This window comes from Anaeromassilibacillus sp. Marseille-P3371, from assembly GCF_900169665.1.
Taxonomy (GTDB): domain Bacteria; phylum Bacillota; class Clostridia; order Oscillospirales; family Acutalibacteraceae; genus Anaeromassilibacillus.
The window spans coordinates 402,074-417,486 of the sequence record NZ_LT835157.1; the positions used below are offsets into that span (position 1 = coordinate 402,074).

General features: G+C 51.8%; 8 protein-coding genes. All 8 read left to right on the forward strand.

Going from position 1 to position 15,413, the window contains the following annotated elements; all coding sequences use genetic code 11:
- The first annotated feature begins 108 nt into the window (after positions 1-108).
- On the forward strand, positions 109-2,262 hold the full coding sequence (locus B9Y59_RS01045; protein WP_085531261.1) for a penicillin-binding transpeptidase domain-containing protein: 2,154 nt from the start codon (positions 109-111) through the stop codon (positions 2,260-2,262).
- Between the two features lie 132 nt (positions 2,263-2,394).
- A complete protein-coding gene (locus B9Y59_RS01050; protein ID WP_085531263.1) occupies positions 2,395-3,135 on the forward strand; it encodes a nucleotide-binding protein in 741 nt (246 codons plus the stop codon).
- A 35-nt stretch (positions 3,136-3,170) separates the two neighbouring features.
- Positions 3,171-3,575 carry a methylglyoxal synthase gene (locus B9Y59_RS01055; RefSeq protein WP_054324610.1) on the forward strand — a complete coding sequence of 135 codons (405 nt, stop codon included), beginning with the start codon at positions 3,171-3,173 and terminating at the stop codon, positions 3,573-3,575.
- Positions 3,576-4,032: 457 nt separating this feature from the next.
- A complete protein-coding gene (hisS, locus tag B9Y59_RS01065; protein WP_085531267.1) occupies positions 4,033-5,322 on the forward strand; it encodes a histidine--tRNA ligase in 1,290 nt (429 codons plus the stop codon).
- A gap of 156 nt (positions 5,323-5,478) precedes the next feature.
- Positions 5,479-7,269, forward strand: coding sequence for an aspartate--tRNA ligase (gene aspS / locus B9Y59_RS01070; RefSeq protein WP_085531269.1), 1,791 nt, complete (start codon positions 5,479-5,481; stop codon positions 7,267-7,269).
- A gap of 83 nt (positions 7,270-7,352) precedes the next feature.
- Positions 7,353-7,526 carry a hypothetical protein gene (locus B9Y59_RS15585; protein ID WP_158088906.1) on the forward strand — a complete coding sequence of 58 codons (174 nt, stop codon included), beginning with the start codon at positions 7,353-7,355 and terminating at the stop codon, positions 7,524-7,526.
- A gap of 439 nt (positions 7,527-7,965) precedes the next feature.
- Positions 7,966-11,226, forward strand: coding sequence for a lectin like domain-containing protein (locus B9Y59_RS01075; RefSeq protein ID WP_158088907.1), 3,261 nt, complete (start codon positions 7,966-7,968; stop codon positions 11,224-11,226).
- A 412-nt stretch (positions 11,227-11,638) separates the two neighbouring features.
- On the forward strand, positions 11,639-14,863 hold the full coding sequence (locus tag B9Y59_RS01080) for a lectin like domain-containing protein (protein ID WP_085531273.1): 3,225 nt from the start codon (positions 11,639-11,641) through the stop codon (positions 14,861-14,863).
- The last annotated feature ends 550 nt before the right edge of the window (positions 14,864-15,413 follow it).

The following is a 15,413-nucleotide window of genomic DNA, read 5'->3' on the forward strand; positions in this document are numbered from 1 at the left end:
AGGCGGGAAGGAATCCAGGGGGAAAATGGTATTCTTCTTGGAGGACGATGGGACAGTAGACATAAGAAGTGTCTCCATTGGTTTACATGGACACGGAGGTGAAACGGTATGAAGTCAAAAATATCGCTGCGCAGTTTTGCACTTGTGGGAATTGTGGTAGGGATTCTTGCAATTTATACGCTGCGATTGGTGGATTGGCAGATTCTGAACGGTGCAGATACGCGCCAACAGGCGGACTCTACCAGCGCTTCGATTGTGACCATGGATGCGGCCCGCGGAGAAATCGTCGATGCTGCTGGAAATCCGTTGGCAGCAAACAAAACGGGGTATGCCATCCAATTTGAACGTCCGTATATGACCTATGGTACAGAAAACGAGAGCATCCGTTTGCTTACAAATTTGCTGGACAGCCGTGGTGAAGAGTGGACCGACGAGTTACCCATTCAGATCGATGAACAGGGCGCTTATGCGTTTATGCCGGATTCCGAAAAAGAAGTGGAGCGTCTCAAAGGCAAGGACTTTGCCGATTTGAATTCCTATGCCACGGCGGACGACTGCATGAATGCACTGATTGAGAAATATGAAATTGATGCGACCCTTCCCAAAAAGGAGATCCGCAACATTGCGTCCGTTCGCTACGGGATGACCAAGGCGGGCTTTAATGCCTCCACACCGTATATTTTTGCCCCGGACATCTCCGGCGAAACAGTGGGGATTGTCAGTGAGAATACGCAGCTTTTGCCCGGTGCAAGCATCAAGATCACGACGGCGCGCACTTATCCGGGCGGGGACTTGGCGGCTCAACTGATCGGTACAATGGGGCCGCTTTCTCAGGAACAATATGAGGAACGTAAAGACCAGGGGTATGCCTTTAACGACCGCATGGGCCAGAGCGGTATTGAATATGCCTTTGAGGACGAGTTGCGCGGAGAAGCGGGCGAAAAGCAGGTGGAGACCACCAGCAAAGGCGGCGTCGCTTCGGAAACAGTCATCAAAGCGCCGAAATCCGGCAATACAGTGTTTCTTACCTTGGACAGCAACCTTCAACGCGTAACGCAGGCCAGCTTGGAACAGAACGTGGAGGCAGCGCGCGAGAACGGTGAGAGGCTTACCAGCACCAAAGGCGGGTGGAACGGTCAGGATTGTAAAATTGGAGCAGCTGTCGTCCTCCGGGTGAAGGATAATGCCGTTTTGGCAGCTGCCGGCAATGCCAATTATGATTTGGAGAAATACACATACGACAGCGCCTACAAGAGCGAGGTGCTGAAGGATGAAAACCATCCGTTGGTCAATCAAGCGTTTACGGGCATCTTTACCCCCGGCTCGTGTTTCAAGCCGGCGGTCGCATGTGCGGCCTTGCAAGAAGGGGTCATCACCAACAACACAACGTTCCGCTGCACGCACACATACCAGCGTTTTGCAGATGTAGGGTTTACGCCGCGTTGCTTGGGAACACATGGGACGCTTTCCTTGCGCCGCGCGTTGGCGGAATCGTGTAACATCTATTTCTTTGAAACCGGGTATTACACCGGGATCGACACCATGAACCTGTACTGCCGGAAATTTGGTTTGGGCGTAAAAACCGGCGTGGAGCTCAATGAAAGCGAAGGAATCCTGGCGGGGCCAGAGGAGTACGCCGAACGAGGGAAGAACTGGGTAGGAGGCGACGTGGTCCAGGCAGCGATTGGCCAGAGTGACAACCAGTTTACCCCCCTCCAGCTGGCAACCTATGTTTCTACGATCGCGAACAACGGTGTGCGCTATCAAAGCCATATTGTCAGTAAGATCACAGACTATGCGCGCAAGGAAGTCGTGCGGGAAAATAGCCCGGAGAATCCCACGATTGTGGCAGAGACAGGCGTTTCACAGGAGAACATCAACTATGTAAAAGAGGGGATGCGCGCAGTAATCACCGATTCACGGGGATCTGCGCACCGCAACCTGGGAAACTATCCGGTTCCAATCGCCGGCAAGACAGGCACGGCGCAGGGCCCCGGCTCTGACAACGTAGCGTTTGTTGGTTTCGCCCCATACGATGACCCCGAGATCGCCTTTGCAGTGATTTTGCAACACGGCTCGACGGGCACCTATTGTCAGAACGTTGTGCGTGACATTTTAGACGCTTATTTCTATGGAAAGACTGTGGATGAGGAGGGGAACCTGGTCATGCCAGACGAGATTTCCGCATCAAGCGCTGTTTCCAACGCGTCTGGTGAAAGTTCGTCGAACTCCACGTCTGCGGGAACCTCTTCTGTCGGATGACTGTGTGGATTGGCGTGAGATGTCCAATTTGGGAAGTTAAAGTGATTTTTTGTTTTAAATGGATAAAATGAACAATAAAAATCTTTTGACACCCGCAAAATTTTGTGTTAGTATAAAAATGAGGTTTTGTAAATGGGAGCTGTGACGGTTATCACATCAGGAAAAGGCGGCGTGGGCAAGTCCACGCTGACCGCCGGTTTAGGGCTGGCGTTGGTTCGCCGAGGCAGGCGCGTCCTGCTGATCGACGGCGACGCGGGCCTGTCTTCACTGGATCATATGCTTGGCGTTTCGGAACGCCAGGTGTTTAATATCGCAGACATGGCCGCCGGAGAGGCGGACCCGGGCCAAGCGATTTATCCATGTGAATGGGCGGAAGGGCTTTATCTGTTGCCTGCCCCCGGGCGCGAAGAGGATATTGTAAGCCCGGAGATTATGAAGCGGATGGTATCCGTGCTCTCCCGGTATTACGACCACGTGCTGATCGACTGCCCCGCCGGTGTCGGCAGTGGTTTTATGAGCGCAGTTGCACCTGCACAACGGGCGTTGGTGGTTTCTACCCCGGACCCTGTATGCCTGCGGGACTGCAATAAGACACGTATTGCGCTGGAATACGCCGGTGTGCGAAGCCAGCGCTTGGTGGTCAACCGTTTCAGTGGAAAAAGCTTCCGTAATCTGGGGGCGTATCGAGATCTGGATGCAGTCATCGATGCGTCTGGAATTCGCTTGATTGCGATTGTTCCAGAGGATGCGGCGCTTGCTGTTGCGGGGGCATCGGGTTTGCCCGCACCGCTGAAAAGTACGGGAACGATGGCGCTTGGCCGGCTTGCGGCCAGATTAGAGGGGGAGCAGGTGCCCTTGGCGGTCCGCGTCTAGGAAGCCTGTGCGTTTTATTGAAAGGAATGATACACATGAACATCGCACTCATCGCTCACGACGCCAAAAAAGAATTGATGGTCCAGTTTTGTATTGCTTATTGCGGCGTACTCAGCCGCCACTTCCTGTGCGCCACAGGGACAACTGGAAAGATGGTAGCGGAGGCTACCGGTTTGGAGATCCAGCGCTTTTTGAGCGGCTCGCAGGGCGGCGACCAGCAAATCGCTGCGCGAATCGCCTGTAATGAGGTGGATTTACTTTTGTTCTTCCGCGATCCGCTGAACCCGAAGCCACACGAGCCCAATGATATGAATCTGTTGCGCCTGTGTGATATGCACAATATACCGGTGGCGACCAATATTGCTACAGCCGAGGTATTGATCCACGGTTTGGAGCGCGGCGATCTCGATTGGCGCAACATTTTGAATCCGAAGGGTTGACCAGCGAGTATGACCTGGATAGTCCGTACAGATGGACAAGCAGTTAGAGCTGCTGTATCTGGGGAATATGAGAATTTTATCTAATGTTGCATATTAGAATTATAAAAGGAACAGAACCGTGTAAAATCACGTTAGGCTTACACGGTTCCTTTTGTTTGCGTATCAGCGCAGACAGACGGCGATGATACGGGAAGAGTACCCGGTTTTCCTGCCACAGAGAGGTGCGCAAAGCTGAGAGCGTGCTGCAAATGGAAGGCCGGCGAAAGACACCCGCGAGCTACGCGCAAGCCCCACGCGGGGACCGGATTTTGGGGCGCTTTGAGGGAGATTTCGATAAGGGAATCTCTGAAAAAGGGTGGCACCGCGAGGATTTTCCCCTCGTCCCTTTCATCGGGGACGAGGGGTTTCTTTTTACGCCGCCGAGGGGAATCGAACAATGCAATAGGGAGGCAATCAGATGGAATTGATTAAGGCACAAAAAGGGACGCAGGACATCCTTCCGGGCCAGAGCGAAAACTGGCAGGTGGTGGAGGATGTGATGCGCAGTGAAGCGGCTATGCACGGTTTCCAGGAGATCCGCACGCCGGTCTTTGAGGATACGCGTCTGTTTCAGCGTTCCGTGGGGGAGACCACCGACGTGGTGCAAAAGGAGATGTATACCTTCCAGGACAAGGGCGGCCGTTCGATCACGCTGCGGCCGGAGGGGACCGCAGGCGTTGTGCGCGCCCTTTTGGAGCACGCGCTATACAATAATGGGCTGCCGGTCAAGCTGCACTATTTTACCACCTGTTACCGTTACGAGAATACGCAGGCAGGCCGCCTGCGCGAATTCCATCAGTTTGGAGTCGAGATGTTTGGCTCTAACAGCCCCAGTGCAGACGCTGAGGTGATCGGTCTGGCAAAGGGAGTATTTGACCGGCTGGGGATTAAAAACCTGCGCTTAGAGATTAATTCAATTGGGTGTCCAACTTGCCGCGCAGAGTTCCACAAGGCTTTGAAGGCGTACTTTGCGCAGTATAAAGATCAACTGTGCGAAACATGTCAGGGGCGTTTGGAACGCAACCCGATGCGGATTTTGGACTGTAAGAGCCCGATTTGTTCCGAAATTGCAGAAGGTGCGCCGAAGATTTTGGACTATCTTTGCGACGACTGCAAGGCGCACTTTGAATCCGTACAACGGTACTTGACCGCAGTGGGAACAGAATTTACGGTAAATCCGACGATTGTGCGCGGGTTGGATTATTATACCAATACAGTCTTTGAATTTATCAGTGGAGATCTCGGCGCCCAGAGCACGCTCTGTGGTGGCGGCCGCTACAATGGACTTGTCGAAGAGATGGGCGGCCAGCCGCTTGCAGGGCTGGGATTCGCCATGGGGATCGAACGTTTAATGATGGTGATGAACAAACAGAACATTGAGATGCCGGAACCGGACCGCTGTGAAATCTTTATTGCTTCGCTGGGAGAGGCGGCGCATGTGGAAGCATTCAAGCTGGCGGACTGCCTGCGTAAATATTCCATCATTGCCGCCTGCGATGAAAATGATCGAGGACTCAAGGCGCAAATGAAATATGCGGATAAGATCGGCGCAAAATACAGTATGGTATTGGGCGACGACGAGATTGCCAGCCAGAAGGCGGTCTTAAAAAATATGAAAACCGGCGAAAAGAAGGAGATCGACCTGTCCAAGAACTTTGTCGAGCAGTATGTCTGCCTTTCTACCGAGCAGGAAGATTTCACATTCTGATCGAAAAGGTCGTTTTAGAGCAACCATTGTGCGTACAGGAGCGGTTGGTTCTGCGGCGATGTCTGCACTTGTTTGAAAACCAGCCCCTTAGAACGGTTTGGAAGAACGGCTGGTGCGGATGTATAGGAATCGATTATCATTTTGGAGGTGCCATCTATGGCGGAATTTATGACGGGTTTGAAACGGACCCATTACTGCGGCGAGCTACGCAGTACGGATATTGGAAAAGAAGTGGTCGTCTGTGGTTGGGTACAGCGCCAACGCGATCTGGGGCAGCTGATCTTCATCGATCTGCGGGACCGCACCGGCATTGTACAGTTGGCATTTGATGAGGGAACGGATCGTGCCATTTTTGAGAAAGCCTTTGCTGCCCGCGCTGAATTTGTGCTTCTTGCGAGGGGAACTGTGCGCGAGCGTACCTCAAAAAATCCGGAGCTGCCCACAGGAGACATTGAGCTGGAAGTCGTTGAACTGCGTGTCCTGGCGAAGTCCGAGACGCCGCCGTTTGAGATCGTGGAGGATTCCAATGTCAAGGAGGATACTCGCCTCAAGTATCGTTATCTTGATTTGCGCCGCCCGGATATGCAGCGCAAGATCATCGGCCGCCATAAGATTGTTAAAGTGGCGCACGACTACTTTGACCAGAATGGCTTTATCGAGATTGAAACGCCGGATCTAATTAAATCCACGCCGGAGGGGGCTCGCGACTATCTGGTGCCGTCCCGTGTGTTCCCGGGCAGTTTCTTTGCGCTTCCGCAGTCCCCGCAGCTTTTTAAGCAGCTGTTGATGCTTTCCGGTTTCGACCGCTATATGCAGATTGCACGTTGCTTCCGCGACGAGGACCTGCGTGCAGACCGGCAGCCGGAATTCACCCAGATTGACCTGGAAATGAGTTTTGTAGATCAGGACGATGTGATGGCCATCGGCGAAGGGTTTATGAAGCGTGTTTATAAAGAGGTGCTGAACATCGACATTGAAACCCCCTTCCGCCGGATGACCTGGCACGAAGCAATGAATCGGTTCGGCTCAGATAAACCGGATTTACGCTTTGGGATGGAGCTAATTGATTTAAGTGATTCGCTTCGAAATACAGAGTTTAAGGTGTTTGCTGGCGCCTTGGCGGGCGGCGGTTCGGTCCGCGGCATCAACTTGAAGGGGAAGGCGGAAGCGCTCAGCCGGAAGGAGATCGACAAACTGACCGAATGGATTAAGGCCTATGGCGCAAAGGGCCTGGCGTGGACAAGGCTTGCAGAGAAAGAGACTTCTTCGTACGAAAAGTTCCTCTCTTCGGATGAGGTATCGGCCATCCGCGATGCGATGGGGGCTGAACCTGGAGATGTGCTGCTGCTGGTTGCCAGCGATGAAAACAAGGTTGTGTGGGACTCGCTTGGGGCGCTGCGCTGTAACTTAGCCGAGCGCTTTGATATGATCGACAAGAGCAAGCCGTGTTTGCTTTGGATCACAGATTTCCCGATGTTCGAATACAGCAAGGAAGAACAACGCTGGGTGGCGATGCACCACCCCTTTACAATGCCGCGTCCGGAGGACATCGAAAAACTGACGTCGGACCCTGGCGCTGTATGTGCGGTAGCGTATGATATGGTGCTCGACGGCAATGAAGTTGGCGGCGGTTCACTGCGTATCAATGACTCGGAATTGCAGGCAAAAATGTTTGAAGCACTCGGCTTTACTCCAGAGGAGGCGCAGCATCGCTTTGGATTCTTGATTGATGCGTTTAAGTACGGCGCTCCGCCGCACGGTGGCATGGCCTTTGGTCTGGACCGCTTGGTTATGTTGATGCTCGGCTGTGATAGCATCCGCGAAGTGATCGCTTTCCCAAAGGTGGCATCCTCAAGCGATCTGATGACGGAGGCGCCCACCGATGTAGATGCCAAACAGCTGCAAGAATTGGGCATTGCTGTTGTAGCAGCGCAACCACAGGAATAGGATGACAAAATATTCCACTGGATTTTTCTACCCCTTCTTCCTTATAATAAGAGCAGGAGCGTATGAGGGGTGGAGGTGGCGCGTTGCATTTGACAGAAGAGGAATTGGAGAAGATTCTCCAGAAAGTGGCGCGTACAGCTGTGGAGGAATTGGAAAGAGAGGCCGAACAGCAGCCAGTGGAGTTATCCGAAACGGAACGGAAGTCCTTACAGCAAAAGCGAAAGGAACGTCTGACTCGTCGTTCCTATGGAGAATAAAAGGCAAAGAGGCCGGAGAGAATGCATTCTCTCCGGCCTCTTTTTGCGCGCCGTGACTATTTTTATGATGTGGCAATCCGACGAAAAATTCGTATATTCTTTGTATAATTTTTCAGGGCTTTGGTATAAAAACGGCAACTGAAATTGCCAAAGTAGTGACTTGGTTTTGTTAAAGTAAATCGATAAATAGATAAATTAAAGAAAGAATTAAAAAATTGCATGCAAAAAATATCCGAATACCCAAAATAAGATGCAGATTTATGGTTGATTTCACATGTATATGCAGGATTGTTCAAATTAATATGCAAAAAATAATCAAATCACCTTGACAGAGAATCTTTTCAGGAGTATCATCAGTCCTATGAACAGAATATGAATAAACATGAATCGTCAGTTGTTTTTATTCTGTTTAAATCAAAGACAAAGCGAGGTTGAGTTTATGAAGACAGGAAAGAAGGTCTTATCCTTACTGTTGGCTTGCTCGATGTTGGCAGCTTCCTTTGCAGGGACGAGCGCTTTTGCAGCGACGGACAAGCCCGTACCCGTAGAGGGTGAGATCGAGACCGGTGCGGTCATGGGATATTCCGGCCCGGGGATGGATACATCCTATATGTTGCGGGATACTGTGAAGCCCAATGTGCTTTCAAGAGCCGCCCGGACAGAATTGCCGTCCGCCTATAATACAGTGGATGCAGGGCGTGTCACCCCAGAGGTACGCGACCAGGGCGGCTGGGGAACCTGTTGGGCGTTTGCCGCCACAGGCGCGGTCGCTTCGAGCCTGTATGATAAACTCGAGGAAGATACACCCGTGCTTTCTCCGACCCATCTGGCCTATTTTGCCTTCCATGGAAAGGCCAATCCGGGCGATCCGGCGGACCAGACGGATGGGGACACCTATCTGCCCTATGAATATGACGAGAGTATGATCGAGGATGATTATCGGGAATATGTCGGCGGCGGCAACACATTCTGCAGCAATGCTACGCTTGCCAGAGGCGTTGGCCCTGTTTTGGACGAAGTGGCTCCGTATCCAGATCCTTTCTATGAGGTGGACAAGACGCCGTGGCTCGATCTGAATCCGGAAATTCAATTTCAACAGGAGTACCGCCTGAGCAACAGCGACTATCTGCCGACCAGGAATGCGGACGGAGAACTGGATACAACCGCTATCAAATGGGCGCTCTTGGAAAATGGCGGCAGCCTGGAGGTTGCCTACGATTCCAACGGGACAAAGGCCCTTTACTATGAGGAAGATTACCAGCCGGCGATGATTGGGGATGACGGCCAGGGAAATAAGGTCATTATGACACATTACACGGGCTCTGAGTTTGGCGATTGCAACCATGCGGTGCAGATTGTCGGTTGGGATGATAATATCCCGAAGGAGTATTTCCAGGACGCACAGGGCAATTCGCCGGAGCACGACGGCGGCTGGCTGATCCGCAACAGCTGGGGCGACTGGTCTTATATGCACGGTTATTTCTACATGTCCTACGATGAGGGGACCATCACAGAGGTTTCCCAGTATCAGGTAGGGGATGCGGATGAATTCGACCACACCTATCAGTACGATGGAACCGGTTGGTCCATGTCCGCAGGCGCAGAGGACAAGTCCGCGGCAGTACCCATGGCCAATATTTTTACCGCGACAAGCGATGAAACCTTGAAGGCGGTTTCTTTCTACACCACCGATGCAGATGCAGAGTATTCCATCCAGGTGTATACAAACACCAACAATTATAACCCAACCAGCGGCAACAAGGCTTATGAGGAGCCGCAGACAGGTACGGAGAAGTATCCGGGGTATCATACGGTTTACCTCGATGAGCCGGTCAATCTGAAAGAGGGCGAAAACTACTCCGTGGTGGTAACCATGAAGAACCCGCTTGGCAGGGCGTTCCCGGTTGCCTGTGAAATGAATGCCACTCTGGACAATTTCCGCGTACAGGCGGGGATCGAACGCCACCAGAGCTTCATCAGCGTGGACGGCGGCGACAGCTGGATTGATTTGGCGGAGGTCGGCGAGAATTACACGGCGCATTCCAAGCGCGTGGACCCGAATTCGCAGAACCAGGGAGATTGGACAGGGAACATCAAACCCGGTACCAGTGGCGTGCACATTGAGGTTGCGGGCGACTTTGACGGCGACGTATGGGACGATTTGGCCAACGTCTGCTTGAAGGCATTTACCACGGAAGGAAACGAAGACAGTGCCATTACACCGGCAGAGGCAAAGATTCTTACAATCAACTATGACGCGAGCGTCACGCTCAAAGTCAATGGTTCCGCGGATACCCTGGTCAACGCGCCGGGCGTCTATATGGGAAAAGTTGTCCCTGGAAAGCAGTTGACCTTCTCCTTTGCTCCAGTTGTTCCGGGCAGAGAGATCACCGGTGTCTCCATCAATGGGGAACCCACGGACGATTACAGTCAGAATCTGTTTACCTATACATGGACTATGGGCGAAGAGAATACGTCCATCGATTTTGACTTCCGTATTGTCAATAAGATCACCTTAAACGCTGCTTTGCAGTTGGCAAAAGAAGCCCAGAAGAGTGACGAATATGACGAAGCGTTGAGTGACGTACAGGAGGCGCTGGATCTGGCGATTTCCAATGGGGAAAAGATTGCTGCAAGCACGACGGCTACCCAGGAAGAAATTGACGATGCATGGAAGTTCCTGTTCGATGCTGTACAGGCCTTACAATTTAAGAATGGCAATATGGCTGGCCTGGAGGCAGTACTTGATATCGCAAATTCCCTCAATCAAAAAGACTTCACGCAGGACTCCTGGAATGCAATGGTTGTGGTGCGGGACGAAGCACAGGCGCTGTTGGACGGACAGGATTCCTTGCAGCAGGAAATCGACGAAATGACCCAGGCGTTGGCGAATGCACTGAATGATTTGGTTCCTGCGACAGCGCTGGACCAGCTCCAGGCTTTGGCGGAGGAAGCACATTCTTACCAGGCAGAAGACTACATTCAGGATAAGAACTGGGAAGTCTTTGAAGAGGTTCTGGGACGGGCAGATGCGCTGCTTGCCTCTACCGATCCTTCCCAGGAGGATGTTACGGCGATGATTGTCGAGCTTACCACGGCGATGGCCAATATCCGTTTGATTCCGGATACAAGCAAGCTCGAGGACTTGATCGCAAAAACCGAGGGCAACACCGATGCAAAGGTGATGGCGCTGCGCAAGCAGGCGATTGAACTGCTTGCAGGCGGGATGGCATCTCAGGAAGAGGTTGACGCGCTGGCAGATGCGCTTGAGACAGCGATGAAGAACGCAAACAAGCCTTCCGGTGGAGGCAGCTCTTCTGGCGGACATAAGGGGAGTTCCTCCGGCTCTGGCGGCGACACTTCGTATGCAGGGGAAGGAATTGCATCAGCGGTTGTAGGTTCTTCTGCAACGGTCGGCACGGCGGCAAAGTCGGTGATTTCAGACACAACAGCGCCATTCATTCTGAAGAGGGGCAGCGCTTATTGCTTTAAGATGACGGTCGTAAATGGCAGCGCGGCCACGCCGAACTTCACGGTTGGAAACGGTAGCGTACTAAAAACACAGTATGTTGCGAAGGTAGGCAACGATTACTATTTCCGCGTTTACGCGATTGGTACACCCGGGCAGAGTACGGGCGTGTATACGCAGATGCCGGGAGAAGCGCCGGTCTTGCAGTGTGTTGTGTCTGTAGGAGCATGAGAATGATTTTATGTCCATTTAGATCCTAGGAAAATCCTCTGAAAGCAATGGCCCTCGAAAAAACCTTCGAGGGCCTGTTGTTTTCATGGGCGATTTATATAGTTTTTTATTGTAAAGTGTTGTGTTTTTACACGAAGTTTAGTGCGCTAAATTAGTGAATTTATGAAATGTTGCAAGAGAAAAAGAAAATCCTTCAAAAATAAGGAAAATTATAGTAAAAACACGCCGTTATCGCAGGAAATTTAGACAACAGATGCAATGAAGATTTGTTGTATATGCAAAACAAAGCTAAAACAGCCTTGACAGGTTTTTCCCGCAGGAGTATGATTCTAATAATAGACAAAATGCGGATCGGAAAGGGCATGTTTTGACACATGTTTTCTAAATTCTTTTGTGAAGTGAGGTTGAGTTTATGAAGTCAGCAAACAAAATCTTGTCCGTATTGTTGGCATGTTCCATGTTGACGGCTTCCTTTGCCGGGACGACAGCAGCGGCAGCCGCGGACAAAAAACCGCAGGAGGGAGCGGTCATGGGAAAAACCATGTCCTCGTATTCCTCCCCCAATATGGATCTGTCGTACATGCTGAACGCTGCTCCAACTGCCAAGAAAATGGCGCGTACTCTGGCAGACAATGAGGAATTGCCCGAGGCCTACAATGCGATTGAGAGCGGAAAACTGACAACGGAAGTACGCCAGCAGGGAGGTTGGGGAACCTGTTGGGCATTTAGCGGCACCGGCGCCATGGCCTCCGATTTATTTGAGGAGATGGGTGAGGACGCGCCTGTGTTCTCGCCGATCCATCTGGCTTACTTTGCTTTCCACGGCCGCGCCAACCCGGATGATCCCGCGGACGGCACCGAAGGCGATACCTATCTGCCGTTTGAGTATAACGAATCGGACGGAGACAAGAAATTTGCAGAGTATACCCGCGGCGGAAACACCTTTATTGCAGCGGCGACTCTGGCAAGAGGCGTAGGTCCAGTATTGGAGGAAGAGCTTCCCTATCCGGCGTCCACCGGTTCGCCGGAAGCCGACAAATATGAGGATCTGGACCCCGATATTCAGTTCGATCAGGAGTACCGTTTGGAGAGCACAAACTACCTGCCGACTCGTGACGCCGACGGCAACCTGGACGGTACAGCGGTGAAAAAGGCCTTGTGGGAAGGCGGCAGCTTGGGAATTTCCTATAATTCCAATGGATACAATTATGTGGAATACAACGGCGTGCCGGTTAAGACCCAGTTCTCTGGTTCGGGATTTGGCGACTGCAACCATGCGGTACAGCTGGTCGGCTGGGACGACAATATCCCCAAGGAGCTGTTTGCTAATGACTTTGGAATGCCGGAACACGACGGCGGCTGGCTGATCCGCAACAGCTGGGGCAGAGACGCCTATGACGGCTTGTTCTACATGTCCTACGACGAGGGCAGTATTACCGAAGTGATGCAGTATAATCTGGACAAGACCCCGATTGATGAAGAATCGTACGACCACCTGTATCAGTACGATGGCACGGGGTGGAGCATGTCTGTGGGCGCAGAGGAAAAGGACGCCCCGGTATCCATGGCCAATGTATTTACTGCCACAGAGGACGAGACGTTGAAGGCGGTTTCCTTCTATACGACGGACGCGAATGCAGAATATTCCATTCAGGTTTACACACAGCTCCCGGATTATCCAAATTCGCCCATCGGCGCAGCGAAGGCGTATAGAGAGCCCATCACGGGCACGGAAGCATATCCGGGCTATCACACGATCTACTTGGATGAAGACCAGTGGGTCAACCTTGCAGAAGGCGAGAAATATTCCGTTGTCGTCACGATGGAGAACCCGCTCGGCAGGGCTTTCCCGGTGGCAACGGAAATGAGCGGAAACTTTGACAATGTTCGCTGTGTCGCCAATATTGGAGCACGCGAAAGCTTTGTCAACGTCAACGGCCAAGACTGGCTCGATCTCGATGAGGTCGGCGAGAATTACACAGCGCATTCCAAGCGCGTGGACCCAAGGTCGCAGAACCAGGGAAATTGGACAGGGAACATCAAACCCGGAACCAGTGGTGTGAACATCGAAGTAGCAGGCGATTTTGACGGCGATATGTGGGGCGCATTGGGCAATGTTTGCCTGAAAGCGTTCACCACGTCGGGAAATGAAGATAGCGCAATTACACCGGAAGCCGGCAATACGCTGATGGTTACCTATACCCCTTCGGTGACCATGGAAGTAGATGGCTATGCGGATGCAATCCTGGATGCGGCAGGCGCCTATCTGGGGACCGTAGCACCTGGCGATGAGGTTACTCTTTCCTTCGCCCCAGCTGCTTCTGGTAGGGAGATTGCGGGCGTTTCCGTCAATGAAGAACCCCAGGACGACTATGAGAAGAACTTGTACACCTATACGACCACAATGGGTGATGAAGATCAGAAACTTCACTTTGACTTTACCATCGTCAATAAGCTGACCCTGAACACTACCTTGCAAATTGCCAAAGAATTGCAGGGAAGCGATGAGTACAATGCGGCATTGAGCGATGTAAGAGAAGCGTTGGATAAAGCGATCGTCGAAGCAGAAGCAATCGCAGAGAGCGCTACGGCCGATCAAGTTGCCATTGACGGTGCGTGGAACAAGCTGTTGAATGCGATTCAGTGCCTGCAATTCAAGAATGGCGACATGACGCTGCTCAAGGCATTGCTGGATGCTTGTGAGAGCCTTGACCCCGCCCTCTATACGGCAGCTTCTTGGGAAGCTTTGACCGTTGTTCGCGACGAGGCGCAGGCGATGTATGACGCACAGGACTCCTTGCAGGAAGACATCGATGAGATGGCGGATCAACTGATCGAAGCGATGAACAGTTTGGAACTGGGCGCAGATCTGGATGGCCTCAAAAATCTAATCGCTGTTGCAAAGACTTATGAGGAAGATGAGTATATCAAGGATGCAGCGTGGGATGAATTTGTTGAAATCCTTGCAGAAGCGGAGGAACTGGTGGAGCAGCCCGATCCGGCCCAGGCAGAGGTAGAAACCATGACCAGCCGTCTTGCAGTTGCGATGGCGAAACTCCGCTTGATTCCGGATACAACCAAACTGGAAGAGTTGATCGAAAAGACCAAGGATTATACAGATGCAAAGGTTGTAACCTTGCGAGAGGAAGCGATTGCGTTGCTCGCGGACGGCATGGCAACGCAGGACGAGGTGGATGCGCTTGTGGATGCGCTTGAGACAGCGGTGAAAAATGCAAGCAAGCCTTCCAGCGGAGGTTCTTCCGGCGGACATAAGGGCGGTGGCTCTTCGAACGGCGGCGGTTCTTATGCAGGAGAAGGAACGGTGGCGGCAGTTGTTACACCGGCCACGCCGGTAGTGCCTGCGGCGAAGTCCGTGATCTCCGATACCACCATGCCGTTTGTCCTGAAGAGAGGCAATGCTTATTGCTTCAAGATGACGGTGGTAAATGGCAGCGCCGTGATGCCGAGCTTCACGGTTGGCAATGGCAACACGCTCAAGACACAGTATGTGGCAAAGATCGGAAATGACTACTATTTCCGCGTTTGGGCTATTGGTACTCCGGGTTCCTCCACGGGCGTTTACACGCAGATGCCAGGGGAAGCGCCGGTTCTGCAGTGTGTCGTTTCGGTGGGATAACCCTATCGCAGATTTTGTGGGAATGATTCTGCGGTAAGATAGTTGACCGGGCAGGCCGTCCAAAGAGCACTGCCCCAAAGATTTATAGACAACACAAAAAGAGGATGTCCCCGGACTACGAATGGTTCGATTCATAGGAGAGGGCGTCCTCTTTCCATTTAAAAAAGTATCTGAGTTTCTAAAAAACGAGGGTATCCTTACAGTCAGCTCATGACTTTTGGGATACCCTCGTTTGTATAGGTTTTTACAGAACTGCGCAGTGCGTTTGGGCCTGTTTTGATAAAAAACAAGTAAAAAACTACGAATATCCACATAAACACTATATCTATCAATAAAACAAATAAAAGAAAAAGAAGCCATTTACAACGAAATTACAACAAATGAAAGAGCTTGATGTAACGACTTATGCAAAGAAATACAGAGTCATAGAAGAACGACACTTGAAAAAGAGAGTCTTTTTCTATGCCGTGAAATACCAGACCATTTCATTTCTGCTTGATTATCTTAAAACTTATTAGCTATGGTTTGTCAAGGGCTTGTTGCGTAAGCA

Excerpts from the sequence above, each read along its gene's own strand:
- B9Y59_RS01045 (WP_085531261.1), top strand. The coding sequence starts at position 109 with ATGAAGTCAAAAATATCGCTGCGCAGTTTTGCACTTGTGGGAATTGTG.
- B9Y59_RS01050 (WP_085531263.1), top strand. The coding sequence starts at position 2,395 with ATGGGAGCTGTGACGGTTATCACATCAGGAAAAGGCGGCGTGGGCAAG.
- B9Y59_RS01055 (WP_054324610.1), top strand. The coding sequence starts at position 3,171 with ATGAACATCGCACTCATCGCTCACGACGCCAAAAAAGAATTGATGGTC.
- hisS (WP_085531267.1), top strand. The coding sequence starts at position 4,033 with ATGGAATTGATTAAGGCACAAAAAGGGACGCAGGACATCCTTCCGGGC.
- aspS (WP_085531269.1), top strand. The coding sequence starts at position 5,479 with ATGGCGGAATTTATGACGGGTTTGAAACGGACCCATTACTGCGGCGAG.
- B9Y59_RS01075 (WP_158088907.1), top strand. The coding sequence starts at position 7,966 with ATGAAGACAGGAAAGAAGGTCTTATCCTTACTGTTGGCTTGCTCGATG.
- B9Y59_RS01080 (WP_085531273.1), top strand. The coding sequence starts at position 11,639 with ATGAAGTCAGCAAACAAAATCTTGTCCGTATTGTTGGCATGTTCCATG.